24 protein-coding genes and 2 tRNA genes are annotated in these 23,611 nt (G+C 66.2%); 11 read left to right on the top strand and 15 right to left on the bottom strand.

Features of this window, described 5'->3' with window-relative positions:
* Positions 1 to 4: 4 nt before the first annotated feature.
* The 11 genes from GRI99_RS03110 to pepN form a co-directional block, all read right to left on the bottom strand.
* Complete coding sequence (locus GRI99_RS03110; RefSeq protein WP_160770512.1) at positions 5 to 976, bottom strand: spore coat protein U domain-containing protein; 972 nt, start codon at positions 974 to 976, stop codon at positions 5 to 7.
* Positions 973 to 3,384 carry a fimbria/pilus outer membrane usher protein gene (locus GRI99_RS03105; RefSeq protein WP_160770511.1) on the bottom strand — a complete coding sequence of 804 codons (2,412 nt, stop codon included), beginning with the start codon at positions 3,382 to 3,384 and terminating at the stop codon, positions 973 to 975. The genes GRI99_RS03110 and GRI99_RS03105 overlap by 4 nt, the downstream gene beginning before the upstream one ends.
* Positions 3,335 to 4,072, bottom strand: a complete 738-nt coding sequence (locus tag GRI99_RS03100) for a fimbrial biogenesis chaperone (protein WP_160770510.1) — start codon at positions 4,070 to 4,072, stop codon at positions 3,335 to 3,337. The genes GRI99_RS03105 and GRI99_RS03100 overlap by 50 nt, the downstream gene beginning before the upstream one ends.
* A 4-nt stretch (positions 4,073 to 4,076) precedes the next feature.
* Complete coding sequence (locus tag GRI99_RS03095) at positions 4,077 to 4,580, bottom strand: Csu type fimbrial protein (protein ID WP_160770509.1); 504 nt, start codon at positions 4,578 to 4,580, stop codon at positions 4,077 to 4,079.
* A 723-nt stretch (positions 4,581 to 5,303) separates the two neighbouring features.
* Positions 5,304 to 5,377: transfer RNA gene (locus GRI99_RS03090), tRNA-Gly, on the bottom strand.
* An 88-nt stretch (positions 5,378 to 5,465) separates the two neighbouring features.
* Positions 5,466 to 5,999, bottom strand: a complete 534-nt coding sequence (locus GRI99_RS03085; RefSeq protein ID WP_160770855.1) for an adenine phosphoribosyltransferase — start codon at positions 5,997 to 5,999, stop codon at positions 5,466 to 5,468.
* A gap of 20 nt (positions 6,000 to 6,019) precedes the next feature.
* Positions 6,020 to 6,895: a cytochrome c1 gene (locus tag GRI99_RS03080; RefSeq protein ID WP_160770508.1), complete on the bottom strand. Its 876-nt coding sequence runs from the start codon at positions 6,893 to 6,895 to the stop codon at positions 6,020 to 6,022.
* Positions 6,896 to 6,923: 28 nt separating this feature from the next.
* The gene (locus GRI99_RS03075) at positions 6,924 to 8,207 is read right to left on the bottom strand and encodes a cytochrome b (protein WP_160770507.1); all 1,284 of its coding nucleotides are present in this window, start codon (positions 8,205 to 8,207) and stop codon (positions 6,924 to 6,926) included.
* A gap of 17 nt (positions 8,208 to 8,224) precedes the next feature.
* Positions 8,225 to 8,791, bottom strand: a complete 567-nt coding sequence (gene petA / locus GRI99_RS03070; protein WP_202392899.1) for a ubiquinol-cytochrome c reductase iron-sulfur subunit — start codon at positions 8,789 to 8,791, stop codon at positions 8,225 to 8,227.
* 242 nt (positions 8,792 to 9,033) lie between these two features.
* Positions 9,034 to 9,714 (bottom strand): peptidoglycan editing factor PgeF, encoded by a 681-nt coding sequence (gene pgeF / locus GRI99_RS03065; protein ID WP_160770853.1) that lies wholly within the window; start codon positions 9,712 to 9,714, stop codon positions 9,034 to 9,036.
* A gap of 1 nt (position 9,715) precedes the next feature.
* Positions 9,716 to 12,385 carry an aminopeptidase N gene (gene pepN, locus GRI99_RS03060; RefSeq protein WP_160770506.1) on the bottom strand — a complete coding sequence of 890 codons (2,670 nt, stop codon included), beginning with the start codon at positions 12,383 to 12,385 and terminating at the stop codon, positions 9,716 to 9,718.
* Between the two features lie 53 nt (positions 12,386 to 12,438).
* Between pepN and GRI99_RS03055 the strand changes: the two genes are divergently transcribed.
* Complete coding sequence (locus GRI99_RS03055; protein WP_202392898.1) at positions 12,439 to 13,227, top strand: Rossmann-fold NAD(P)-binding domain-containing protein; 789 nt, start codon at positions 12,439 to 12,441, stop codon at positions 13,225 to 13,227.
* Here the strand turns inward: GRI99_RS03055 and GRI99_RS03050 are convergent.
* Together GRI99_RS03050 and GRI99_RS03045 are read right to left on the bottom strand one after the other, a co-directional pair.
* Positions 13,188 to 14,132, bottom strand: a complete 945-nt coding sequence (locus GRI99_RS03050) for a DMT family transporter (protein ID WP_337192841.1) — start codon at positions 14,130 to 14,132, stop codon at positions 13,188 to 13,190. The genes GRI99_RS03055 and GRI99_RS03050 overlap by 40 nt on opposite strands.
* 8 nt (positions 14,133 to 14,140) lie before the next feature.
* Positions 14,141 to 15,136 (bottom strand): threonine aldolase family protein, encoded by a 996-nt coding sequence (locus GRI99_RS03045; RefSeq protein WP_160770505.1) that lies wholly within the window; start codon positions 15,134 to 15,136, stop codon positions 14,141 to 14,143.
* A gap of 77 nt (positions 15,137 to 15,213) precedes the next feature.
* Here GRI99_RS03045 and GRI99_RS03040 point away from each other — a divergent pair, with 77 nt between their 5' ends.
* Entirely contained in the window at positions 15,214 to 15,519 is a 306-nt protein-coding gene (locus GRI99_RS03040) for a GNAT family N-acetyltransferase (protein WP_237438081.1), read from the top strand.
* A 405-nt stretch (positions 15,520 to 15,924) separates the two neighbouring features.
* Here GRI99_RS03040 and GRI99_RS18830 read toward each other — a convergent pair whose 3' ends face one another.
* A complete protein-coding gene (locus GRI99_RS18830; protein ID WP_272917374.1) occupies positions 15,925 to 16,059 on the bottom strand; it encodes a hypothetical protein in 135 nt (44 codons plus the stop codon).
* A gap of 322 nt (positions 16,060 to 16,381) precedes the next feature.
* Between GRI99_RS18830 and GRI99_RS03030 the strand changes: the two genes are divergently transcribed.
* The 5 genes from GRI99_RS03030 to GRI99_RS03010 all read left to right on the top strand — a co-directional run bounded on the left by GRI99_RS03030 (position 16,382) and on the right by GRI99_RS03010 (position 20,540).
* Positions 16,382 to 16,849, top strand: a complete 468-nt coding sequence (locus tag GRI99_RS03030; RefSeq protein ID WP_337192840.1) for a recombinase family protein — start codon at positions 16,382 to 16,384, stop codon at positions 16,847 to 16,849.
* Positions 16,850 to 16,962: 113 nt separating this feature from the next.
* Positions 16,963 to 18,081: a C-terminal helicase domain-containing protein gene (locus GRI99_RS03025; protein WP_237438080.1), complete on the top strand. Its 1,119-nt coding sequence runs from the start codon at positions 16,963 to 16,965 to the stop codon at positions 18,079 to 18,081.
* 85 nt (positions 18,082 to 18,166) lie between these two features.
* Entirely contained in the window at positions 18,167 to 18,487 is a 321-nt protein-coding gene (locus GRI99_RS18605; RefSeq protein ID WP_237438079.1) for a DUF3489 domain-containing protein, read from the top strand.
* A complete protein-coding gene (locus GRI99_RS03015; RefSeq protein ID WP_160770502.1) occupies positions 18,487 to 18,912 on the top strand; it encodes a DUF2924 domain-containing protein in 426 nt (141 codons plus the stop codon). The genes GRI99_RS18605 and GRI99_RS03015 overlap by 1 nt, the downstream gene beginning before the upstream one ends.
* Entirely contained in the window at positions 18,909 to 20,540 is a 1,632-nt protein-coding gene (locus GRI99_RS03010; RefSeq protein ID WP_160770501.1) for a recombinase family protein, read from the top strand. Before GRI99_RS03015 ends, GRI99_RS03010 begins: the two co-directional genes overlap by 4 nt.
* Before the next feature lie 430 nt (positions 20,541 to 20,970).
* On the opposite strand, the gene GRI99_RS03005 is transcribed toward GRI99_RS03010, so the two are convergent.
* Positions 20,971 to 21,045 (bottom strand) — tRNA-Thr (locus tag GRI99_RS03005).
* A gap of 115 nt (positions 21,046 to 21,160) precedes the next feature.
* On the opposite strand from GRI99_RS03005, the gene GRI99_RS18440 reads away from it, so the two are divergent.
* The 4 genes from GRI99_RS18440 to GRI99_RS02990 are packed head-to-tail and all read left to right on the top strand — an operon-like array spanning position 21,161 to position 23,610.
* On the top strand, positions 21,161 to 21,322 hold the full coding sequence (locus GRI99_RS18440; protein WP_202392950.1) for a hypothetical protein: 162 nt from the start codon (positions 21,161 to 21,163) through the stop codon (positions 21,320 to 21,322).
* Positions 21,323 to 21,354: 32 nt separating this feature from the next.
* Positions 21,355 to 22,041 (top strand): 2,3-diphosphoglycerate-dependent phosphoglycerate mutase, encoded by a 687-nt coding sequence (gpmA, locus tag GRI99_RS03000; RefSeq protein ID WP_160770500.1) that lies wholly within the window; start codon positions 21,355 to 21,357, stop codon positions 22,039 to 22,041.
* A 4-nt stretch (positions 22,042 to 22,045) separates the two neighbouring features.
* Positions 22,046 to 22,531 carry a 5-(carboxyamino)imidazole ribonucleotide mutase gene (gene purE, locus GRI99_RS02995; RefSeq protein ID WP_160770499.1) on the top strand — a complete coding sequence of 162 codons (486 nt, stop codon included), beginning with the start codon at positions 22,046 to 22,048 and terminating at the stop codon, positions 22,529 to 22,531.
* 14 nt (positions 22,532 to 22,545) lie between these two features.
* Positions 22,546 to 23,610 carry a 5-(carboxyamino)imidazole ribonucleotide synthase gene (locus GRI99_RS02990; protein WP_160770498.1) on the top strand — a complete coding sequence of 355 codons (1,065 nt, stop codon included), beginning with the start codon at positions 22,546 to 22,548 and terminating at the stop codon, positions 23,608 to 23,610.
* The last annotated feature ends 1 nt before the right edge of the window (position 23,611 follow it).

Below are 23,611 nucleotides of genomic sequence, written 5' to 3'. Positions count from 1 at the left end.
CGCCTTAATAGTTCACCGTGACGGTGACCGTGTCGGAATAGCTGTCGGGCTGGACGTTGGTGTTGGGCACGCTGGCAAACACCGCATAATCCTGGTTGCCGCCGGTGCCCGTGCCGCCCACGCCGTTGCCCACGCTGGTCACCGTCGCGGTGTTGCCCCAGGCGGCTCCGCTACCGCTGTTGCGCCGCAACTGGTAACCCACCGTATCGGTGTTGCTTCCCGTCCCCTGCATCATCCCCGCGCCGCCCATGTTGCCGTTGGATGGCAGCAGGCCGATATTGTAGGCCGTGCCCGTGGGGCAGACCACGCGGATCGTGGTCGATCCCGGCGCGGGCGTGGAGCCTGCCACGACCGATCCCAGGCTGGCATTGGCCAGCGCATCCACCGTGCAGGCGTTGATCTTGGTGGCGGTGACCGGCAGGGTGAAATCGAGGCCCGAATTGCCCTGCCGGCTGGCCTGGCAATTGTTACCGCCGTTGTTCGCGATGCCCAGCAGGGTATTGTAGAAGAAAGCCTGGTAATTGCCTGCGGGCGATGACTGTGCAGCAGGAATGCGGCCGTAGAAGCTGAACGACCCCGTCACCGTGTTGCCGATGCCCGCGCCGATGGTGACCGACTGGGTCAGCGGCGTGCTCGCGGTCCAGATCGTGGTCGTTGCCGCGTTGCTGTAGAGATTGAAGGCCATGGTGCTCGACCCGTTCAGCAGTTGCGGCTGGCTGGCGGTGCCGGGCCAGCTTGGCGTTCCCAGCCGCAGGCACAGGACGAAACTGTTGGTGAAGGTATCATAGCCGGTGCAGGTCCAGTTGACGGTGCCCGTAGCCGTGCTGCCGCTCCCAAACGCGAGGCCCGAATTGACCACCGAGCAGACAGCCCCGGCCTTTGCCTCGCCCGGCGCCACGGCCGAGATTACCGGCGCGGCCATCAACAGGGCGCACAGGCGCAGCAGCAGCGCCACGGACAGCGTCAGGCCTTTCATTCACCCTCCCTGCGGCACACCTGCCGCCCCAGCACCCCGCCCGGGGCATCCGCCATGCTGTCCGGCAGGCGCACGGTGCAACGCCCTGCCTCTCCCGCCAGCGTCACCGTGGCCCCGGCAATCGCCCGTTCGATATAGAGCTGGCCGCCGAAGCCAACCATCAGCGGCGTGGCTTCGTCCCCGGCCGTGGTGCCCATGGTGCCCACTGGCAGTTCGGCCCCGGCCTCGTCCACCAGCGACAGCAACACCGCACTGCTGCGGACAATGGCGAAGCTGACCGCCACCCCGGCGCCTTGGGTGGGCACGGCCTCCTGGTCGAGCGAAGCCACGGTCAGTTCGGCGGGCAGGTTGGCGGCATCGATCGTGACGCGGTTGGCCTGGTAGGGGTTGAGGCCGGTGACCAGCAGCTTGCCCTTGCCATTGGTGCGCCCCACGGGCCGGTTGTGCACCAGCACCGGCACATCGGCCACGCCAGCCGTTTCGACCACGGCGAACCCGTCATAGACCTTGCGTGAGGCATAGACATCGCCCCCCAGCGCCACCAGCGCGCCCGAGGCCCCGGCATAGCCCGATGCCCGCCCGCCGGTCAGCCGCGCCCCGGCGGTCACCTGCCCCAGCCGGCCCAGGTGGTCCACCTGCCCGGCGGCCTGCACGCGGCTGCCGTCATAGGCGGTGTCGAGGGCCCAGGCAGTGCCGCCATCGGTCGGCAGCGAGCGGCGATAGCTGAGCGCGGCACTGGTCCGCCGCAGCCCGCTTTGCAGGTTGGCGGACACGTGGTCGCGGTCGTTCGGAACGTAGCTGACGGTCAGGAAAACGCCCCGCGCCGAACCGGGGCGCAGGCCCATGTTGCCCGTCAGGCTCAGCGCCAGGTTGCTGCCCAGCGTGTGCTGCCAGCTGGCGCTAAGGAAGGTCTCGCGCGGCTCGCCCGGATTGCGCTGGCGGATCAGGCTGGCGTTGAAAAAGCCAAGGCTCTCCGCGTTGTAGCCCGCATTCAGCACTTCGCGCGAACGCTGGCTGGTGGCGCCTTCCAACGTTGGCAAGTCGGCAAAACTGCCGCTGGCACGCTGCGCGCTGGCGGAAATGGTGAAGTTGGTATCGGTCCAGGAATAGCCGACCTCGCCGCGCAGGCCGGTCTTCCCGTCGTTGCGGCTGGCCGCCAGTGAGCCGGTCACCACCCCGCCAAAGGGCAGCAGCACCGTGGCTCCGGCCCCGCCGTTGACCAGGCCTGCGCCGCCCTCGCCATGGGCTTCCAGCGTCACGAAGTTCGACAGGCCCCGGCGCAGCGAGGCGGACAGCACCGGATCGCCGGCATAGGCGAACGAGCGGATGCCATAGTCGCGCCGCACCGTGCCCAGTTCCACCGCCCAGTCGGTCAGCCCACCGCGCAGCAGCAGCGGGGTATCGTAGAACGGCACGCTCAGCGTGGTTACCTGGCCCAGCGCATCGGTCACCACCAGTTGCGCCGTGCCCGCCCCGCTGATCTGGTTGCCGCCAGCCCCCAGCTCGAAGGGACCGGGAGCAACCGAACCCGAATAGCGCTTCAGCCCCTCGATATAGAGATCCACGGTGGAAGGCAGCGTGGCCTCGCCGAAGAAAGTGGGGATCGGCGCGGTGACCAGGTAGGGCTGCAGGGCAAAGTCCGTGCCCACGCGCACACCGCCCAGCCGCGTGGGGCGCGACCAGCTTGTGCTGCGGGTGAGGATGTCGCCGGCCCGCACGGTCAGCCGCCGCTCGGGCATCGACCACGAGAGCGTGCTGTCCAGCCGCCGCAGGCGGGCCTGCCCAAGGGCAAGCGCGCGCGAGTTGTACACGCCGGTCGATTCCAGCAGCACGTTGCCGGAAAAGGCCCGCAATTCGCCGAACCCGTCAAAGGCCAGCCGGCCGCCGGCGTAATTGGCATAGATGTCATAGTTAAGCAGCGCCCCGGTGGCGCTCTGGGCCACCGGCATGTCCTGCGCACTGGTGTTGAGGCGGTGGGTGCCCACGTCCAGCCTGGCCAGATCAACGTGCACGGCGAGGCGCTGGGCCGCCGCGTCATAGGCCATGCCGCTACCCAGTTCCTGGTCCAGCAGCAGCAGCGGATCGGTGGCGGGGTCGGCGGCCGATTCCAGCTTCAAGCCCATCTCGCGCAGCACGCTGAAATTGGCCCACAGGCGGTTATCGATCAGGCGGAAGGGCAACAGGCCACGGTTCACGCCGTTCACTTCGACATCGAGGATCAGCATGGCCTCCGCCGGAACTGCGGTCCGCAGGGCGGTGACCGGCGGCAGCGCCGATGCGGCCAGCGCGAGGCCGGGCTCAGCCTCGTCCCGGGCCTGGGCGGCACCGGGCGCGGTAGCCAGAAGGATCAGGGCAAGCCTACTGGCCCGAAGAGGCCAGTGCGACCGGCGCAACGACCCGCGAGCCATTGACCGATACCTCTACAGTGCCACCGGAAACGGCAGCGGAATTGAGCACGAAGTGACGCTGCTGGCCCGGCAGGACATAGCCGACGAGACCTCCCCCCAGGTCCGAGCGGGTACCGCCAGCGGCAACCAGCGACAGGTCGGCCAGTTGGGCGCGGACCTGCCCGGTATTGGCCACGACCAGCGCGGAACCTTCGCTGCCCTGCTCGATTCGCCAGGTGAGAACGGGGTCCAGCTCGGCACAGGCAGGCGTGGTCAGGTAGACCGGCACCGAGAACCTCAGCACGTATTGCAGGCCATCGCCGGCCTGCCGTTCGGCAGCGGGCAACTCGTCCACGACGATGCGGAACGTCTGCTCGCACGGCGCGGCGGGATCGGCGGCAGCGGCCGTGCGGACCAGCCGCACCACCTGCTGCGCGCCAGCCGGAATGGAGACGAACGGCGGACTGGCCACCAGATCGGTGGTTTCGGCCAGCACGTCCTCGCCGTTGTCCTGGCTCCAGCGGAACACGCGCACCTGGGCGCGCAAGGCTTCGCCGCCTTCATTGGTCAGCCAGACGGTTCCCGACCGTTCGGGAATCGTCACCGAGACCGGGGCCACCTGCAAACCTTCGGCCTGGGCGATGCCGGGAAGCATCGCCCAGGCCGAGAGGGTCAGCGCCACGCGGTGGAGGGAACGCGAGGCAGACATCGGATCAGTAGTTCACCGTGACGGTGACCGTGTCCGAATAGGTATCCGGCGCATAGTTGGCGCTGGCGGCCGTCGCATAGACGGTCAGCGTCTGGTCGGCGCCGGTGCCGGTGCCGGTCACGCCGTTGGAGCTGGTGTTGCCCCACACGGTTCCGCTCATGCCCGAGGCCGAGCGAAGCTGGTAGGGCACCGTGTCCGGGCTGGCGCCGACCGGGTCGAGCGAGCCGGCGCCGCCGGTATTGCCGTTCGACGGCGACAGGTTGACGCGATAGGGCACGGTGTTGGAGCACTTTACCGTGATGTCGCTGCTGGCCCCCAGGTCCGTCGCGGTCGACTGGTGCGTGCCCAGGTCGATGTCTGACGACGAGGCGTCGACCGAGCAGGCGGCGGTGATGGTCACGGAGACATCGAAGGTGTCGGTGGCCGTGGCGGCATTGGCGGCCGAAGCGCCGAAGGCGCCCGCGGCGACCGCAACCAGCAGGGCAGCCCGCTGAGCAATCTTGAACATGATACGTATCCCCAAATCAAAGTTACCCCTGTGGTAACCACAAGCGGCCTAGCGGTCCGGTCGCCAAGATTTGGTTAACGCAGCATGCCCCCACATATGTGAGGATGCCCCTATTTTCACCCCGAACTGATGGTTAACAGGCGCTCTCTGGCCGGACTGGTGACGCACTTCGACGGGTGTATCATGGCAAATAATACGGAAGGCCGACCGACCATAAGAGTGATGTAAACTTAGGGGACTTGCGCCACCAGGCAAACCTGCTCAGGCATTCGATAGCCCGCCGAACTCCTGATGCGCCTTCTGCCCCCAGCGGGTGCCTGCGTCGGGATCGCGTAGGCAGAGGAAAGGCCAAGCCCGATTTGTCGGCTGGTAAATTTTTGCGCCTCACGCGCCGATCAGGGGCGCTACCATAAATGGGTCAGCGGGGGCGCGTCACCAATTGCGGGGTGGTCCGCGCCGCATCGGGCGAAGAGAATCGTCGGGTAGTCTGCTGCGCGCCCGTCATCGTCTTCACGGGCCTTGCTGCGTAGAAAATAGCGACCACGAGGCTTCGGCAAGTAAGAAGCCAGCCCTCTGGCGCCTGATGGTGATCGCACCGTGCCCCCTTGGGTGGCCACTCCACCTCAAAGAGCAGCCCGATAGGCCCGCCCGGCCGCCGAAGCCGACCTGTGCTACCTGTAAGTCCAACACAGGGGCCTATCCGGACTCTCATCAGGAAGGAGGTGGAGCGGGTAGCGGGAATCGAACCCGCATAGCCAGCTTGGAAGGCTGGAGCTTTACCACTAAGCTATACCCGCCCAGGTGCCGAATTCGGGCAGAAGCGGCGCTTGCCATTGCCGGGGTGCCCTCGTCAAGCGGTAGCGCGCCGTGGCGGTGCTTGACCGCTCAGTGGCCGGCGAATTCCATTACCGCATCGGCGGCTACGCCCGCTGAACGCAGGGCAGCCGCGCCGCCGAGTTCAGGCAGGTCGATCACGAACAGCGCGGTATCGACGAGGCCGCCGGCCCGCCGCAGCAGGCTGGCGGCGGCAAGGGCGGTGCCGCCCGTGGCGATCAGGTCGTCGACCAGCAGCACGCGGCCACCCTGTGGGACCAGCGTGGGATCGATCTCGATCGTGGCCGCGCCGTATTCCAGTGCATAGTCCTCGCTGATTGTCTCTACAGGCAGCTTGCCGGCCTTGCGCACCGGAATGAAACCGGTGCCGAGCTGCATGGCCAGCGCCGCGCCGAAGATGAAGCCGCGCGCCTCGATCCCCGCAACGGCAGCGACATCAGGGGACGCGAGGTCCGCCAGATGCGCAACAGCCGAGGCGAGGCCCCGGCTGTCGGCAATCAGCGTGGTGATATCGCGGAACTGGATCCCGGCAATCGGGAAGTCCGGCACCGTGCGGACCAGCGACCTGAGCTCCTCGCGGGTCATGTCGCTGCTGCGCACAGCCGTCAGTCGTCGCGGCGGGTCTTGAGCTGCGACCAGACCGACTTCTTGGCGAGGTAGGCCAGGATCGTCAGGAAGATGAGGAAGCCCATGACCATCCAGCCCAGCCGCACGCGGTCCACCAGCGAAGGCTCGGCGGTCCAGGTGAGGAAGGCAGCCACGTCGGCCGACATCTGCTGCACGGTCGCCTCGGTACCGTCGTCATAGGTCACCTGCCCTGCGGTGTGCAGCGGCGGGGCCATGGCCAGGTTCAGGTTGGCGAACCACGGGTTGAAGTGCAGGCCCGTGCCCGGCATCGAATCCGGGAACGCCTGGGCCAGCGTTTCACCCTCTTCGTTGGTGTAGCTGTTCGGGTCACGATAGCCGGTCAGCAGCGAGTAGACGTAGGCGGTGCCGTGATGGCGGGCCTTGGTCATCAGCGAGAGATCCGGCGGGATGGCGTTGTTGTTCGCCGCAGCGGCTGCCGTGTTGTTGGCATAGGGCGCGGGGAAATAGTCGGTCGGCAGGCCGGGGCGCAGGTTCGCCTCGCCGGTCACCGGATCGATCCCCGGCACCTGCCAGGCGGCGGCTTCCGCCTTCACCTGGGCTTCGGAGTAGCCGAGCTGCTCCAGGTCGCGGAAGGCGACATGGTTCATCGAGTGGCAGGCGCTGCACACTTCCTTGTACACCTTGTAGCCGCGCTGCAGCTGGGCAACGTCCCACTGCGGGGCCAGGCCGTCGAAGGTGTAGCCGCCGGTGGGCAGGTGCGCTTCCATATGGAAGGCGTGCTCGGCCGTTTCCTCGGTCGGTTCCGTGAAGAAAGTGTAGGCGCCGGTCACGAAGGCCAGCAGCGCCACGAAGGCGAAAACCAGGCCGGTCAGAATTCCAACAAGGCGGATCATGATCTTGTCTTTCCCCTTAACCCGCGTCTCAAGCCGCCGAACCGGCAGGCAGAGCAGCCTTGTCGTCAGCACCCAGCACCGCCTCGGTAATCGAGAAGGGCAACGGTTCCGGCCGTTCGATCGACGAAATGATCGGCAGGATGACGAGGAAGTGCAGGAAGTAATAGGCCGTGGCGATCTGGCTGAGCATCACATAGGGCTCCTCCGCCGCGGCGCCGCCGAGGTAGAACAGCAGCGCCATGTCGGCCACCAGCACCCAGAAGAACTTGCGGAACAGCGGGCGGTAGTGGCCGCTGCGCACCGGGCTCTTGTCCAGCCAGGGCAGGAAGAACCACACCAGGATGGCCGCGAACATCGCCAGCACGCCCCACAGCTTGGCCGGCAGGATGAAGTCGAAGGTGAAGGCGCGCAGGATCGCGTAGAACGGCCAGAAGTACCATTCGGGCACGATGTGCGCCGGAGTGGAGAGCGGGTTGGCCGGGATGTAGTTGTCCGGGTGGCCCAGCGCGTTCGGCATGAAGAATACGAAGGCGCAGTAGATCACCAGGAACACCGCCAGCCCGAAACCGTCCTTCGCCGTGTAGTACGGGTGGAAGGGCACGGTGTCGCTCTCGGTCTTCACTTCCACGCCGGTCGGGTTCGACGAGCCGGGGATGTGCAGTGCCCAGATGTGCAGGATCACCACACCGGCAATCACGAAGGGCAGCAGGAAGTGCAGCGAGAAGAAGCGGTTGAGCGCGGCGTTATCCGGCGCATAGCCGCCCAGCAGCCAGATCTGCAGCGGTTCGCCCACCAGCGGGATCGCGCCGAACAGGCCGGTGATCACCTTGGCACCCCAGAAGCTCATCTGGCCCCAGGGCAGCACATAGCCCATGAAGGCGGTGGCCATCATCAGCAGGAAGATGGTCACGCCGATCAGCCAGATCATCTCGCGCGGGGCCTTGTACGAGCTGTAGAAGAAGCCGCGGAAAATGTGCAGGTAGACCACCACGAAGAAGGCCGAGGCGCCGTTGGCGTGGGCATAGCGCATCAGCCAGCCCCAGTTGACGTCGCGCATGATGTGCTCGACCGAATCGAAGGCGACGCCCGCGTTGGCGGCATAGTGCATCGCCAGGATCACGCCGGTGACGATCTGCAGCACCAGGCAGAAGCCCGCCAGCACCCCGAAATTCCAGGCATAGGACAGGTTGCGCGGCACCGGATAGCCGGCACCCACGGCGTTGTAGACGAGGCGCGGCAGGGGCAGCTTCTCGTCAAGGAACTTCGTCACCGCATTGGTGGGTTCGTATTGCTTGGCCCAGGGGAAGCTCATCTCTTCTCTCTCTCGCCTCAGCCGATCACGATCGTGGTGTCGGAGGTGAATTCGTAATCCGGAACCACCAGGTTCGTCGGGGCCGGGCCCTTGCGGATGCGCGCGGCGGTATCATAGTGCGAACCGTGGCAGGGGCAGAAGTACCCGCCGAATTCGCCCTTTACCTCGCCCTCGCCCGCGCCCAGCGGCACGCAGCCCAGGTGGGTGCAGACGCCCATGGTGACCAGGATGTTCTCCTTGCCGGGCTTGGTCCGCTCGGCCAGGGTCTGCGGATCGCGCAGGTCGCCCACGTCCACCGCCTCGGCGGCGGTCATCTCTTCCGGCGTCAGGTTGCGCACGAAGACCGGCTGCTTGCGGAACACCGCCTTCACGGCCTGGCCCGGCTCGATTGCGGAAATGTCCAGCTCGGTGGTGCTTTCGGCCAGCACGTCCTTGGACGGGGCCATCTGGCTGACCAGCGGGATGAGGACGAAGATCGCCCCGGTGCCGGCTGCGGCCGTTGCAGCGATTTCGATGAAGTCGCGGCGGCGCACGCCGCCTTCGGCCACCTGTTCCGTATGCGCGGTATCAGTGGTGCTTGCCATTATCCTGCCTTGCTGGCCCCGATCTGCCGGTTTGACCATGGGGACGAACGCCCGTGGCCGAACCTCAAAAAGACTAAAGACAAGCCGCGAACCCCTGAATCCACCCCTTGGGACGAGAACGTGGGGGCGGCGACTTGGCGCGGCTGATAGACGAGCAAAACGCCCCTGCCAACCCGCCTTTTGGCCCTTAGGCTGCCCCTGCGGAAATGGCCATGCCGTCGGGGCACTTTTCCGGACCGATTCTACAGCGAAATAAGCGCAAATTGGCGGCCATAGGTCGGCTCGGCCCGGTGGGTGGCGCGCCGGAAGGAATGGAAGCGGCCTGCCCCTGCATAGGTATCGAGCGCCAGGTCCTCGACCTGTCCCACGCCCGCTTCGCCCAGGCGGGCGACAACATAGGCCGGCAGGTCGAACTGCCAGTGGCCGGTGCGGCCGGGGGTGAAGAAGCGCGCATTCTCCGGTGCGCCGTGAAGCAGGCGGGCGTGGAAGCCCTCGTCCACCTCGTAACTGGGGCGGGCGATGGTGGGGCCGACCACGGCGACGATGCTGGCGGGGCTGGCCCCCAGGGCCACCATGGCCGCCACGGTCGCCTCCAGCACGCCGCCGACCGCACCGCGCCAGCCGGCATGGGCCGCGCCGATCACGCCCGCCGTCGTGTCGGCCAGCAAGACGGGCGCGCAATCGGCCGTGCGGATGGCCAGCGCCAGGCCGGGCGTGGCGGTGACCAGGGCATCGGCTTCCGGCGGATCGCCGGCAAAGGGCTCGCTGACAGTCACCGCCAGTGCCGAATGGACCTGCTTCAGGAACACCGGCCCCGCCCGGTGCGGCACCAGGTCGAAGGCCTCGGCATCGCTTTGCGCGGCGTCGAGAAAGCCGTGCGCCACGCCATCCAGCGCCGCGCTGCGAATCACCTCACCCCCCATGTCAGCCAAGGCTGCGGCCCACCTGCTCGGCGGTGTCGCGCGACAGGCCGGGGGTGGCAGCAATCCGCTCCAGCTCGGCGCGCATCAGCGCGGCGCGCCTGGGCTCGATCCGCCGCCAGCGGCCCAGCGGCGGCACAAAGCGCGCCGCAGTCTGCGGGTTGACCGGATCGAGCGCGATGATCAGGTCGGCCAGCATGCGGTAGCCCTCGCCATCCTCGGCGTGGAAGGCCGCGGGGTTGGCCGCGAAGACCATGTACAGGCTGCGCACGCGGTTGGGGTTCTTCAGGTTGAAGTCCGGATGGGTGGCCAGCGCCTTGACGTGCTCGATCGCGTGGGGGTGGAGCGAGCCCGCCTGCAGGCCGAACCACTTGTCCACCACCAGCGGGTTGGAGCGATAGCGCTGGTAGAAGTCGAGCAGCTTGTGCGTGCGCTGCGGGCCTTTCAGCCCGGCCAGCACCATCAGCGCGCCCTGCCGGTCGGTCATGGTATCTGCGGCATCGTATTGTGCGGCGGCCATCTGTTCGGCGAGGTCCGGGTTGCCTTCCGCCAGGTAGACCAGCGCCTGCGTCTTCACCTTGCGCGCCCCGCGTGCGGCGGCGTTGAGGCCGCCGGGCACCGCGCTGGCGCGCTGGTGCAGGGCCACGAATTCACCCTCCAGCGCCCTGGCCAGCGCGCCGCGCAGGGCCTGACGCTCGTGATGGATCGTGCCGGGATCGGCAATCAGCATCTGTTCGGCGATATAGGTCTGGCTGGGCAGGATCAGCAGCTCGCCGCGCATCAGGTCATCCAGCGCGGGATCGGCGATCACCGCAGCCAGCGCCCCGGCAATGGCGGCGCGGCCGGCGTCGCGCTCGGACGCCGACAGCTTGCCGTCAACCACGTCCTTCAGGTGGCCGACCACCAGTTCCTGCATCGCCTCGTAACGGGCGAAGGGATCGTCGTCGCGCGCGGCCAGGAACACCAGGTCCTCCACCGGGGCGGCGTGCTCGATGGAGACCGGCGCGGTGAAGCCGCGGTTGATCGACAGCACGGGCCGCGTGGCAAAGCCGGGGAAGCTGAAGCTCTGCTGCGCCCGGTCCAGCACCACCAGTTGCTCGCCCGCGTGGATGCCGCTGGCACGATCGAACAGCGCCACCTTCAGCGGAATCGGCATCGGCCGCTTGTCCGGCTGGCCGGGCGTGGGCGGTACCACCTGGGCCAGGTGCAGCGTGGCCACGTCGCCCGCGTGGTCCAGCCGCACGGTCACGCGCGGGGTGCCGGCCTGCGCATACCACAGGCGGAACTGGTTGAGATCCAGCCCGGCGCCGTCTTCTATGGCTTTCACGAAATCCTCGCAGGTCGCCGCCTCGCCATCGTGACGGTCGAAATAGAGGTCGCACCCGGCGCGGAACCGCTCCTCGCCCGCCATCACCCGCATCATGCGGATCACCTCGGCTCCCTTGTTGTAGACCGTGGCGGTGTAGAAATTGGAGATTTCGCGGTATTCGTCAGGCCGGATGGGGTGGGCCAGCGGGCCCGAATCCTCGGGGAACTGGGCCCCGCGCAGCACCCGCACGTCCTCGATCCGCTTGACCGGGGCACTGCCCATGTCCTGGCTGAACAACTGGTCGCGCAGCACGGTGAAGCCTTCCTTGAGGCTCAACTGGAACCAGTCGCGGCAGGTGACGCGGTTGCCCGACCAGTTGTGGAAGTATTCATGGGCGATCACCCCTTCCACCGCGTCGAAATCGCCATCGGTGGCGGTCTCCTCGTCGGCCAGCACGTACTTGGTGTTGAAGACGTTGAGGCCCTTGTTCTCCATCGCCCCGGCGTTGAAATCGCTCACCGCCACGATGTTGAAGGTATCGAGGTCGTACTCGCGGCCGAACTGCTCCTCGTCCCAGGTCATCGAGCGCTTGAGGCTGGCCATGGCATGGGCGGTGCGCGGGAGGTCGTCCTCCTCACCCGCCCCGGCTTCGCGGACGTAGATGGCAAGATCGACCTTGCGGCCCGAACGGGTGGTAAAGGTGTCGCGATTGGCCACCAGCCGCCCCGCCACCAGCGCGAACAGGTAGCTCGGCTTGGGCCAGGGATCGTGCCACTCGGCCCAGTGGGTGCCATCGCCATTGTCGCCCCTGGCGGTGAGGTTGCCGTTGGACAGCAGCACCGGGAAGGCATCGGCATCGCCGCTCATCCGCACCGAATAGATGCTCAGCACGTCGGGCCTGTCCGGGAAGAAGGTGATGCGGCGGAAGCCTTCCGCCTCGCACTGGGTGCACAGCATCCCGCCCGAGGCATAGAGGCCCGAAAGCTGGGTGTTGGCGGCGGGATCGATCCGGGTGACGAGGCCGATGGTATGCGCCGTGCCCGGCAGGTCCAGCACCAGGTCATCCCCCGCCATGCGCCACAGGCTGGTGGGCTGGCCGTCCACCGTCACCTCCAGCGGAGCAAGCCCTTCGCCGTTGAGGCGGATCTGCCCCGTGGGGGTGGCGGCGGGGTTGCGCTCCACATGCAGCGTGGCGGCGACGCGGGTATCGGTGAGGCCAAGCTGGAAATCGAGCTCCAGCCGCGGGACCAGCCAGCCGAACGGCTGGTAATCCACCCGCCGGATCACCGCCGGGGCAGGCGGCGGGACGGCGGCATCGGCCATTTCGGGATTGCCATCGGGTGCGGAGGGGTTGCGGATATCCATGCCTGAGGCTTTAGGACCTTTCCCGCCCGCGTCCAACCGCTAGGAAAGCCCTGATGGCGCATCTTTTCATCTTCGGACTGGGTTACAGCGCGCAAGCGATCGCCGCGCTGGCGCGGGCGCGCGGCTGGCAGGTCAGCGCCACGGGGCGCGCGGGCGACATGGCCTTTGCCGATGCGGAGCGGGTGCGCGCTACGCTGGCCGGTGCCAGCCACGTGCTCTCCAGCGTTCCCCCGGCGGAAGGCGCAGGGGATCCGGTGCTGGAAACCTATGGCGATGCGCTGGGCGGTAAGCGCCTCGCCTATTTGTCCTCCACCGGGGTCTATGGCGACACCGGCGGGGCCTGGGTGGACGAAAGCGCCCCAGTGGGCACCGGCCGCCGCACCGCGCGGGCACAGGCGGATGCGCGGTGGCTGGCGCTGGGTGCCCACGTGCTGCGCCTGCCGGGCATCTACGGGCCGGGAAGGAGCGTCTTCGACCGCCTGGCCGATGGCCGCGCGCAGCGGATCGCCCTGCCGGGGCAGGTGTTCAGCCGCGTGCATGTGGATGATATCGCCAGCGGAACCGTGCTGGCGCTGGCGGGCGATGCGCCGCCGGGCGCGTACAACCTGGCCGATGACCTGCCGTGCAGCCAGAATACGGTGATCGAGCACGCCTGCCGCCTGTCAGGCCTGCCCTTGCCGCCCTTGCAGACGCTGGAGGAAGCGCAGCTCAGCCCGATGGCCCGCGCCTTCTATGCCGAGAACCGCCGCGTGGCGAACGGCAAGGCCAGGCGGCTGCTCGGCTGGCGCCTGCGCTATCCGACCTACCGCGAGGGGCTGGCGGCCGTCTTCTCCGGCACCTGACGCGCCCGCAGCGCTACCATCAGGCCGGCCATCGACAGGATCGCCCCGCCGATCGCCAGCGGGGTCCACTTGTACCCTTCCAGCAGGGTGGAAATCACCATGGCGATGACCACCACCAGCACCCCGTTGTAGGCCGCGCGCCCTGCGCCCAGCTTGCGGACCAGGTCATAATAGAGCGGGAAGGTGACCACCGAGCCCACCACCGCCAGCCACGCCGTGCCCAGCCAGTAGGCGGTGCCCGTGGGCAGCACCGGCGGCCCGTCGATCGCCCAGGCCAGCGCGAAATCGAGACCGGTGCCATAAAGCATGGCCCAGGCCAGCAGGCTCACCAGCGGCACGACCTTGCCCGCCGGCCCCGCCTGGATCACGTTGGCGATGGATGCCGCCAGCATGGCCACCAGCGCCAGCAGCGTACCCAGTGCCACGTTGCCGTCGATCGGTGCCACCTGCGCCTCGTTCACCAGCAGCAGGGCAATGCCGGCGATGGCCACGGCGCTGGCCAGGATGAACCGTTGCGTGATCGGCTCGCCCAGCAACAGCTTGCCCAGGATGGCGTTGGGCACCAGCATCAGCCCGATCAGCAGGGCGACGATGCCCGACGTCAGGTGCAGTTCGGCCAGGTAGACGAAGCTGTAGTTGCCGCAGAACTGGAACAGCCCCATCAGCGCCGCCAAGCCGTGCGAACGGCGCGGCATGGCCAGCGGCAGGCGCATGATTGCGGCCAGCACGAACATGGCCGGGGTGGCCAGCGCGAATCGCCAGGCCACCGACCAGTGGGCCGAGACCTCTGGCCCGATCTGCCCCTTGATGACGAACCAGGTGGAGCCCCAGATCAGCGCCACCGCCACGAAGGGAATGGCGACAGCGGGGCGCAGCAGCGCGTGGGGCGGGGGGGGGTCGCTCACGGGTCCGTTCACAGGGCCGCCAGGGCGCGGGACAGGGCGCGCGCATCCTCTTCGCGCGTATCCCACGCGGTCACGAACCGGACACAGGCTTCGTCCCAGTCGTAAAAGGCAAAACCCTGTGCGCGCAAAGCGGCGCGTTCTGCCGCGGTCAGCCGCGCGAAGACCTCGTTCGCCTGCGGGCGATAAACCAGCCGTTCGCTCGCCCCCCAGGCCACCTCGGCGGCAAGCGCATTGGCGTGCCCCGCCAGCTCTAGCCACAGGCCGCCCTCCAGCAGCGCCACCACCTGCGCGGCCATGAAGCGGCCCTTGGAATGGAGGTGGCCGGCGCGCTTCCTGCGCCACCGGGCGAGGTCTGCCTTTGCCGGATCAAAAAACACGATCACCTCGGCATCCATGCCGCCGTTCTTGGTGAAACCGAAGCTCAGCGCATCGACCGGTCCGGCGGCCTCGGCGGGGGAACAGCCCAGAAAGGCCACGGCATTGGCAAACCGCGCCCCGTCCATGTGCAGGCCCAGCCCGCGATTCGCGGCCAGCGCGCCCAGCGCCCGCAACTCGTCCGGCGTATAGGCCTGGCCGTATTCGCTTGCCTGCGTGACGCTGATGGCATGGGCCTGCACCTGGTGCACGCCACGGGTGATGCCGGCCAGCACCTGCTCCACCGCTGCCACGCTCAGCTTCGCCCCCGCCCCTTCGGCCAGCAGCAGCTTGGCCCCGTGCAGGTAGAAGCCGGGCGCCCCGCCCTCGTCCATCTCGATGTGCGATTCGCGGTGACAGATCACCCCGCCGTGCGGCTGCACCAGCGTGGCCAGCGCCAGGCAGTTGGCCGCCGTGCCGGTGCCTGCCCAGACCACGGCGCAATCCCGTCCGAACAGATCGGCAAACACCGCGTCCAGCCGGCGCGACAGGGCATCGCCGTCATAGGGCGCATCGGGCGCATCGGCGGCCTGCATGGCCTGCCACACCCGGGGGTGCACGCGCGCCGCATTGTCGGACAGGAATTGCATCTTACATTGGTCCTTGAGGGGAAATCGCAATGGCCGCAGGGCCGGTTTGTGGCAAGGTGGCACAAAGGAGCAGCCTCATGTCGTCCGATGTCGAAATCAAGCGGGTCGAAACCACCAACGGCGGCGAATACACCATCATGGTGGAAGGCAGCGCCCGGCCGGCCGTGTTGACCTGGCAGCGGCGCGAGAAGGACGGCACCCCGGTACGCCTGGTCGATCACACCTTCACCCCGCCCGAAGCGCGCGGCCAGGGCCTGGCCGGCAAGCTGGTGGAAGCCATCGTGGCCGATGCCCGCGAACACGGCTTCAGGATCGCCCCGCAGTGTCCCTACGTCGTCAGCGCCTTCGCGCGGCACCCCGAGTGGGTTGATGTGAAAGCCTGAGGAACCTCGCCTACTGCCGCTGACTGGCCGGAAGGCCCGCAAGCGCGAACGCGCGCCCGCAGATGCCGCGAAACGAAGTGAAGCGATCAGCATCGAAGGATCGTCAACCCGGATGGGTGCACGGAAAGAAATGGTGCGCGACGCAGTGAGGGGCGGACTGGTCTTTGGTCCCGAATTCCCTGATAATGCCCGATTAACAGGGAATTTCGCTAAAATCGCGCGAATCGGCGATCTTTACCGTCGCGGAAACGGCAGAATTGCGGGCCTTTCCGCCCAAATTCCCTGCTTAGGATAACAGGGAATTTCGATGATCGGATCAGGGAATATTTTCAAAGGAACAGCGATCTGCATCTGACGAACAGGGATTCAACTTTGGCGTCCTCGGTCGGGAGTTTTCACAAGCCATCAAACCTCCAGATCTCTCTCGCCTGCCAATGAATGAACATGGGCCAGTGCTTGTTGGAGGCCTTGCTCGATGATCCGCAATTCCAGTCCGAGCTCGAGGTCGTCATGGCCGGTTAGCTTCAGCAGAACCGACATCACGGTATCTGAGTTCGCTGCAAGAGCGATCAAATGAATGCCGCTTGGACTGGCGCGGCCCTGCAACCAGGCTCGTGCCGTCGTGTCGCTAACGCTAGTCCAGCGCATCACGGTTTTTGTAGCTCGGCGACTCGCACCCAGCTCAGCCCGAAGCGCCGCTCCGATTTGTGCTCCCAGCTCGGAATCCGAAAGCCCAAAGGGTGAATCCCGAAGTTGACTTACGCTTTTACGAACCATCCTTCGGCCCCTCATACTGTACATGAAGGTTTCGGCGTGGACACAGCGACAGACGTCAGTCGGGACCGTGATGGTAATACGATGGTTGGATCCGAAGGAGCCTGAAGGCGAGGACGAACCGCCCAAGCAACGGGCGGCAGAATACGTCCGCATGTCGACCGAGCACCAGAAGTATTCGACGGACAACCAGTCCGAAGCCATCCGCCAATACGCCGACAAGCGCGGCTATCAGATTGTTCGGACCTACGCTGATGAAGGCAAAAGTGGCCTCAACATCGGTGGGCGCCTGGCGCTGCAGCAATTGATCGATGACGTGAAAACCGGACGCGCCGATTTCACCGCGCTGCTGGTTTATGATGTCAGCCGCTGGGGACGCTTTCAGGATCCGGACGAGGCAGCCAGCTACGAGCTCCGCTGTCGCCGAGCGGGGGTCCAGGTTCATTACTGCACCGAGCAATTCGAGAATGACGGCAGCATTGGCTCGTCGATCATCAAGACCGTGAAACGTGCGATGGCCGGCGAATACACTCCAGCGCAAAGCAGCAAAAGGTGATGTCGCGGCAAGCCGACATCTTGCGAAGCTGCGCGAGCAGGCAGGCCACCAGGGGCCGGTATGCCCCATCCCCGGCGGCGGCGCTAAGCGCTCTGCGCAATCGGCTAGGTGGCATGGCTGAAGAAGCGGCGCTTGAGCCGCTCCTGTTCGATGGAGACGAGGGTCAATTTGCCGACACCGACGTCGAACCAGCAACGGCAGTAGAATGCGAAGAGATCGCAACGCTGAAGGACCTGATCGGCAAGGCCGAAGTTCTGGCAGGCCGCTTCAGCGAGGATCCCAAGCTGCGCGAACTGGTGGCGCAAGTGAAGGATCTAACCGCCAAGAAGGGTGCCCGGCCGGTGATCTTCTGTCGCTTCATCAGCACGGCCGAAGCTGTCGGCGAGGCGCTGCGTGCACAGTTCAAGAAGCATACCGTCGAGGTTGTTACCGGCCGCCTCACTCCTGAGGACCGCCGCGCGCGCGTGGAGGCGATGTCCGATCATCCAAACCGTATCCTAGTAGCCACCGATTGCTTGTCGGAGGGTATCAACCTCCAGGCACTGTTCAACGCAGTGGTCCACTACGATCTCAACTGGAACCCCACGCGACACCAGCAGCGTGATGGACGGGTGGACCGCTTTGGCCAGCATGAGGACAATGTCTGGTCGGTGATGATGTTTGGGGCCAACTCGATCATCGACGGTGCGGTGATCAAGGTGATCACGGAGAAGATGAAGCGTATCCAGAAGGAAACCGGCGTCGTCGTCCCGGTGCCTGAAGATTCTGCCAGCGTCTCCAACGCGCTGATGCAGGCCATGCTGCTCCATTCCAGCAAGCCGCGCGCACAGGGCATGTTCGATTTCGGCGATGCCGAGGCGGCCTTGGAAACGCAGTGGCGTGATGCGGAAGAGAACGCCCGCAAGAGCCAGACCCGCTACGCCCAGACCGCCCTCAAGCCCGAGGAGGTTTTGCCAGAATGGCGCAAGCTTCGCGATCTGCTTGGAGGACCGGAAGAGGTAGGCGCGCCCGGCAACGGCCGCGGGTCCACTAGCCCGCACGCATTTATCGCATCTCGGTGCATTCGAAAGTCCGCTTTGGGGCAAGTATGCCAACTGCAAGAACGACCACTTAGAAGGCGCAATGCAGACATTAGGCTTTGCCCTTTGCCTTGTCTTTGGTCCCCACATTCCATTGGACTTCTGGCGCACCGCAAGCATTGGTGCAGTCATTGCATCGCGGCCTATGCATGAGGCCGCAGCCCTGACCGGTGCGACCGGCAGGGCCTTGGGTGGTGGAAGCAGCGAATTGTCGCTGCTCCCGCAAGGAGATCCACCCATGACTGATACCAACGAAGCTGCCGTCGTTACCAAGCCCGTGACGAAGCGTCCGCGCCGGATGGCCCGGGATCCCATGATTGCAACCGCGGATCGACTCGCCGCGCCAGTTCCGACCAAGCGCGCCAGCAAGTCAGACCTAGTCCTCGGCCTGCTCCAACGACCAGAAGGCGCGACGATCGACCAGCTGGTCGCTGCAACCGGCTGGCTGCCGCATACCACTCGCGCAGCGCTCACTGGCCTCAGGAAGAAGGGGCACTCTGTAACCAGCGAGAAAGTCGAGGGCCAGCGTCACTACCGCATCGTTTACGGGGCTAGCTAATGGGCTGGCTGCCAAACGACCTTGAACGGATTACGACGATGAGCGGCGACACCTTGGCATCTGTATGGGCGGAGACATTCGCTGCGCCGGTGCCGGAGGTGGCTCCTTCGCTGTTGCGCCGCGCGCTCGCCTATGAGCGGCAGGAACGAAAGTTCGGCGGGCTACCGGTGGTGATGCGCAAGCACCTCGAGTCCATCTCGGCCGATCAGACCGCCGCCATGCCCGAACCGCCGCTCAAGCTGAAACCCGGCACCCGCCTGGTACGCGAGTGGAACGGCACGATCTATACGGTGCTGGTCATGGCGGACGGCTTCGAGTTTGCAGGCCGATCCTGGCGCTCGCTCTCGATGATCGCGCGGCACATCACCGGTGCGCAATGGTCGGGTCCGCGCTTCTTCGGGCTCAAGCGATCAGGCAAGGCATGAGCCGGTCTACCCCGCCACTGGTGCGATGCGCGATCTATACCCGCAAATCGACCGAGGAAGGCCTGGAGCAGGCCTTCAACAGTCTCGATGCCCAGCGAGAGGCCTGTGCTGCTTATGTCATGTCGCAGCAGCACGAAGGCTGGACCTTGTTGCCAGACCACTACGACGACGGGGGGATTTCAGGAGGAACCATGGACCGCCCGGCGATGCAGCGATTGCTCGCCGATGTCCGCGAGGGCAGGGTCGATGTCATCGTCGTCTACAAGGTCGATCGGCTGACCCGGCGCCTCGTCGACTTCGCCAAGATAGTCGAAGTGCTCGACGAAACGGGCGCCAGCTTCGTCAGCGTGACCCAGGCGTTCAATACCACCAATTCAATGGGTCGGCTGACTCTCAATGTCCTCTTGTCCTTCGCTCAGTTCGAGCGCGAGGTAACCGGCGAGCGGATTCGCGACAAGATCGCGGCATCAAAGCGCAAGGGCATGTGGATGGGTGGACCCGTGCCGATCGGCTACGATGTTATCGACCGGAAGTTGGTAATCAGTCCGACCGAGGCGGAGATGGTCCGGCTAATCTTCGCCCGATATCTGACTTCGCCATCGATCGAGATCCTTGCCGGGGATCTGGCCAAGCTCGGCTTCCGGTCCAAGCAGCGCGTGACCCGCAATGGCCGACCCTTTGGCGGAACGCCATTCCGGCCCGGCGGTCTTCGGCACATTCTCGGCAACCGCATTTACCTCGGCGAGGTCAATCACAAGGGTCAGATTTATCCCGGCGAGCATGAGGCAATCATTGATCGTATGCTCTGGGAAAAGGTGCAGTCCCGGTTGAGCGGCGTAGTGAAGCGCCCGCGCACGGGCAAGGTCAGCGCGCTTGCGGGACGAATCTTCGACACCGATGGCCTGCGCCTCTACAGCACTCACTGCAAGAAGCGTGGCAAGCGCTACAACTACTATGTCAGCAGCACTCGCGACAACCGCAACGGTTGGCGTCTGCCTGCAGGCGACGTCGAAGCCCTCGTCCAGCAGTCCCTTGCAAACTTCCTTTCCGAACCCGACCGGCTCAATGCCGAACTGGGCGCGCCTGGCCTGACGGACGCCAACGTTTCGAGAGCCGCAATGCTCGCGCCACCATCCGATGACAGCAAGGGACTTTGGGAAGCCCTCCAGCAGCTCGATGTCCGGGTTTCGGTTGAGACCCATGCGCTCAGGATCGAGCTGGATCGCAGCCTTCTTGCCGAAGCCATGTTGGTCGCCACATTAGATGCGCTGCTCCGGGATCGTGTCGTCCTGATCACGCCCGTCTCGCTCAAACGTCGCGGGATCGAACTTCGCCTGGTTTACGCCACTCCCGATGCGCGACGCGCCAACCGCGATCCGCACCTTATCGATCTGATCCGGCGAGGCTGGGCTGCATGGAAGAAGCTGACCACCGAGCAACGCCCCGCCAATCCGGTCGAGCGCAGCCATCTGGTTCGCCTGGCACGGCTGCGCTTCCTGGCGCCGGACATCACCATGGCGATCGTCGAAGGCCGGCAGCCGGTCGAATTGACGGCGCGGTCGCTGCTTCGTTGCGGCGAGCTTCCGCTTGATTGGAACGACCAGCGCAAGGCGCTCGGCTTCGTATAAGCCTCGCGGCCCCGCGAATCGCCTCAGAACCATCTCAGGACAGGAAAAGCGGCTTCCGAGAAGGGCGGCGAGATCTGGCCGCGAGCAGCCTCTGATCTAGGCGTCTCAGTCCTCAACCCGAATGCACAAGGCTTGAAACGGCGCAGAACTGCGCCGTTTTTGGCAGGTCGATTTCCGAGGTGCCGTTTTGCCGTCCATACGACAGTGGAATGGTGCTTCGCAACATGATTGAACTTGCGACCTCAATCTCCAACACAGGACACCAAAATCGCCTTCAGAGAGTCGCTGCCCCAGATGCTCTCTCTCTCGGCCGCAAGTCACCCCTTCTCAGTCCTGAGCCCAGAAAATCAGGCCGCAAAGTGCGCGGTTTCCCGCCCTTCCCGCGAGGGGCGGCGAAAAATCCTTTTTAATCAAGTATTTAGGAGTGTAATGGTGCTGCTGGGGAGGATTGAACTCCCGACCTCACCCTTACCAAGGGTGCGCTCTACCACTGAGCTACAGCAGCAGGACCATCGCGCCGCCCGTGATGGGGCGGCTGGCAGGCGCGCGCTATTGTCGGGGACGCTGCCAAAGTCAAGCACGGCTTGAGTGCCGGCCGGTTTAACGGCATGGATTTGTCCATGACCCAAAAGCCCAGCCGCGAAGAAAGACTGGCCGCCAAGCTGCGCGAGAACCTGCATCGTCGCAAGGCCCAGGCCCGCGCCTTGAGCGAACAGGGGTCCCGCGCCTTGAATACCAGCGATCGGCCCCCCGCCCTTCCCAAGGGCGATTCGAGCGGCTAACGGCGGGCCGCAACCGCAATTCGGGAGACGACATGCCCAGCCTGATCCTCGTCCGCCACGGCCAGAGCCAGTGGAACCTGGAAAACCGCTTCACCGGCTGGTGGGACGTGGACCTGACCGACAAGGGCGTGGCCGAAGCCACTGCCGCAGGCGAACTGCTGGCAGCCAAGGGCCTGCTGCCCACGGTGGCCTTCACATCGGTCCAGAAGCGGGCGATCAAGACGCTGCACCTGGCGCTGGAGGCCTGCGGCCGCCTGTGGATCCCCGAAACCAAGGACTGGCGGCTGAACGAGCGCCACTATGGCGGCCTGACCGGCCTCGACAAGGCCGAGACTGCCGCCAAGCACGGCGACGAGCAGGTCAAGGTGTGGCGTCGCAGTTTCGACGTGCCGCCGCCGCCGCTTGAAGCCAATGGCCCGTTCGACCTGGCATCGGACCCGCGCTATGCCGGGATCGCCATCCCCGCAACCGAAAGCCTGAAGCTGACGATCGAGCGCGTGCTGCCCTACTGGGAAAGCACGATCCTGCCGCAGCTTGGCGCGGGCGAGACGGTGATCGTGGCGGCGCATGGCAACAGCCTGCGCGCCCTGGTGAAGCACCTGTCGGGCATTTCGGATGCGGACATCACCGAGCTGGAAATTCCCACCGGCCAGCCGATCGTCTATGACTTTGATACGCAGCTCGTCCCCGGCGAGCGGCACTACCTGAAGGACCGGTAAGCGAATGGGGGCACCCGTAGCCATCGTCATGGGCAGCCAGAGCGACTGGCCGACCATGAAGCGCGCCGCCGAGGTGCTGGACAAGCTGGGCGTGGCCCATGACAGCCGCATCGTCTCGGCCCATCGCACGCCCGACCGGCTGCACCAGTTCGGCCACGGCGCGGCAGACGAGGGCTTCAAGGTGATCATCGCGGGCGCGGGCGGCGCGGCGCACCTGCCAGGCATGGTTGCCAGCCTGACCCACCTGCCCGTGCTGGGCGTGCCGGTGCAGAGCCGCGCGCTGTCCGGCCAGGACAGCCTGCTGTCCATCGTGCAGATGCCCGCCGGCATTCCCGTGGGCACGCTGGCCATCGGCGAGGCGGGGGCCACCAACGCCGGGATCCTGGCCGCCTCGATCCTGGCGCTGACCGATCCCGCGCTGGCCGAACGGCTGAAAGCCTTCCGCGCCGCACAGACCGAGGCCGTGGCCGAACGGCCGGTGGACCAGTAAGGCGCGAGACGGGGATGAGCGCGACCGCCCTGCCTGCAGGCAGCACCATCGGCATCCTGGGCGGCGGGCAGCTTGGCCGCATGATCGCGGTGGCCGCCGCGCAGCTTGGCTATCACTGCCACATCTACACGCCGGAAAAGGACAGCGTGGCCGCCGAAGTGGCGGCGAAGTTCACCTGCGCCGGCTGGCATGACAAGGCGGCGCTGGCCGGTTTTGCCGCCGCCTGCGACGTGGTCACCTATGAATTCGAGAACGTGCCGGTGGCCCCGCTGGCGGTGTTCGTGGGCGGCCAGCTTGCCCCCGGCGTGGCTGCGCTGGAAGTGGCGCAGGACCGGTTCCGCGAAAAGCGCTTCGTGGAACAGCTTGGCGGCACCACGGCCCCCTATGCCCCGATCGACCACGAGAGCGAGATCGAAGCCGCGCTGCTGAAAGTGGGCATCCCCGGCATCCTCAAGACGCGGCGCGACGGGTATGACGGCAAAGGCCAGTGGAAGGTTGCCAGCCCGGCCGATGCCCTGGGCCTGCGGATGCCCGAAAGCGGGCTGGTCTATGAAGGGCTGGTCCACTTCGTCTGCGAATTCTCGGTGATCCTGGTGCGCGCCCGCAACGGCGAGGTGCGGTTCTGGGATTCGGCTCACAACACCCACGAAAACGGCATCCTGGCGCACAGCGTGCTGCCTGCGCCGGCCATCGTGGCCGAGCAGGTGGGCGAGGCGCGCGCAATGGCCGCCCGCGTGGCTGAGGCGCTGGGCTATGTCGGGGTGATGACGGCGGAGTTCTTTGCCACCCGCGGCGGCCCGGTGCTGAACGAGCTGGCGCCGCGCGTCCACAATTCCGGCCACTGGACCATCGAGGGGGCCGTCACCAGCCAGTTCGAAAACCACGTGCGCGCCATCTGCGGCCTGCCGCTGGGCGATACCGCCAGCACGGCGGACCGGATCGTGATGGACAACCTGATCGGGGAAGGCTCGCTCGATATCGCGCGCCACCTGGCCGATCCGAAAGCGCGGCTACACCTCTACGGCAAGGCAGAGGCGCGCGCCGGGCGCAAGATGGGGCATATCACCCGTGTCGGGTGAG

This window comes from Alteraurantiacibacter buctensis, assembly GCF_009827655.1.
GTDB classification, from domain to species: domain Bacteria; phylum Pseudomonadota; class Alphaproteobacteria; order Sphingomonadales; family Sphingomonadaceae; genus Alteraurantiacibacter; species Alteraurantiacibacter buctensis.
This window is presented reverse-complemented; position numbering and strand designations above follow the sequence as displayed.

What these genes read in the sequence shown, in the direction of transcription:
- gpmA (WP_160770500.1), top strand. Translation starts at nt 21,355, where the DNA reads ATGCCCAGCCTGATCCTCGTCCGCCACGGCCAGAGCCAGTGGAACCTG.
- GRI99_RS03080 (WP_160770508.1), bottom strand. Translation starts at nt 6,895, where the DNA reads ATGATCCGCCTTGTTGGAATTCTGACCGGCCTGGTTTTCGCCTTCGTG.
- petA (WP_202392899.1), bottom strand. Translation starts at nt 8,791, where the DNA reads ATGGCAAGCACCACTGATACCGCGCATACGGAACAGGTGGCCGAAGGC.
- GRI99_RS03055 (WP_202392898.1), top strand. Translation starts at nt 12,439, where the DNA reads ATGGCGCATCTTTTCATCTTCGGACTGGGTTACAGCGCGCAAGCGATC.
- GRI99_RS03015 (WP_160770502.1), top strand. Translation starts at nt 18,487, where the DNA reads ATGGGCTGGCTGCCAAACGACCTTGAACGGATTACGACGATGAGCGGC.
- GRI99_RS03110 (WP_160770512.1), bottom strand. Translation starts at nt 976, where the DNA reads ATGAAAGGCCTGACGCTGTCCGTGGCGCTGCTGCTGCGCCTGTGCGCC.
- GRI99_RS03045 (WP_160770505.1), bottom strand. Translation starts at nt 15,136, where the DNA reads ATGCAATTCCTGTCCGACAATGCGGCGCGCGTGCACCCCCGGGTGTGG.
- GRI99_RS03095 (WP_160770509.1), bottom strand. Translation starts at nt 4,580, where the DNA reads ATGTTCAAGATTGCTCAGCGGGCTGCCCTGCTGGTTGCGGTCGCCGCG.
- pgeF (WP_160770853.1), bottom strand. Translation starts at nt 9,714, where the DNA reads ATGGGGGGTGAGGTGATTCGCAGCGCGGCGCTGGATGGCGTGGCGCAC.
- GRI99_RS18830 (WP_272917374.1), bottom strand. Translation starts at nt 16,059, where the DNA reads ATGTCGGTTCTGCTGAAGCTAACCGGCCATGACGACCTCGAGCTCGGA.
- GRI99_RS03100 (WP_160770510.1), bottom strand. Translation starts at nt 4,072, where the DNA reads ATGTCTGCCTCGCGTTCCCTCCACCGCGTGGCGCTGACCCTCTCGGCC.
- GRI99_RS18440 (WP_202392950.1), top strand. Translation starts at nt 21,161, where the DNA reads ATGACCCAAAAGCCCAGCCGCGAAGAAAGACTGGCCGCCAAGCTGCGC.
- GRI99_RS03040 (WP_237438081.1), top strand. Translation starts at nt 15,214, where the DNA reads ATGTCGTCCGATGTCGAAATCAAGCGGGTCGAAACCACCAACGGCGGC.
- GRI99_RS03025 (WP_237438080.1), top strand. Translation starts at nt 16,963, where the DNA reads ATGGCTGAAGAAGCGGCGCTTGAGCCGCTCCTGTTCGATGGAGACGAG.
- GRI99_RS03105 (WP_160770511.1), bottom strand. Translation starts at nt 3,384, where the DNA reads ATGGCTCGCGGGTCGTTGCGCCGGTCGCACTGGCCTCTTCGGGCCAGT.
- GRI99_RS03010 (WP_160770501.1), top strand. Translation starts at nt 18,909, where the DNA reads ATGAGCCGGTCTACCCCGCCACTGGTGCGATGCGCGATCTATACCCGC.
- pepN (WP_160770506.1), bottom strand. Translation starts at nt 12,385, where the DNA reads ATGGATATCCGCAACCCCTCCGCACCCGATGGCAATCCCGAAATGGCC.
- purE (WP_160770499.1), top strand. Translation starts at nt 22,046, where the DNA reads ATGGGGGCACCCGTAGCCATCGTCATGGGCAGCCAGAGCGACTGGCCG.
- GRI99_RS03075 (WP_160770507.1), bottom strand. Translation starts at nt 8,207, where the DNA reads ATGAGCTTCCCCTGGGCCAAGCAATACGAACCCACCAATGCGGTGACG.
- GRI99_RS03085 (WP_160770855.1), bottom strand. Translation starts at nt 5,999, where the DNA reads ATGACCCGCGAGGAGCTCAGGTCGCTGGTCCGCACGGTGCCGGACTTC.
- GRI99_RS18605 (WP_237438079.1), top strand. Translation starts at nt 18,167, where the DNA reads ATGACTGATACCAACGAAGCTGCCGTCGTTACCAAGCCCGTGACGAAG.
- GRI99_RS02990 (WP_160770498.1), top strand. Translation starts at nt 22,546, where the DNA reads ATGAGCGCGACCGCCCTGCCTGCAGGCAGCACCATCGGCATCCTGGGC.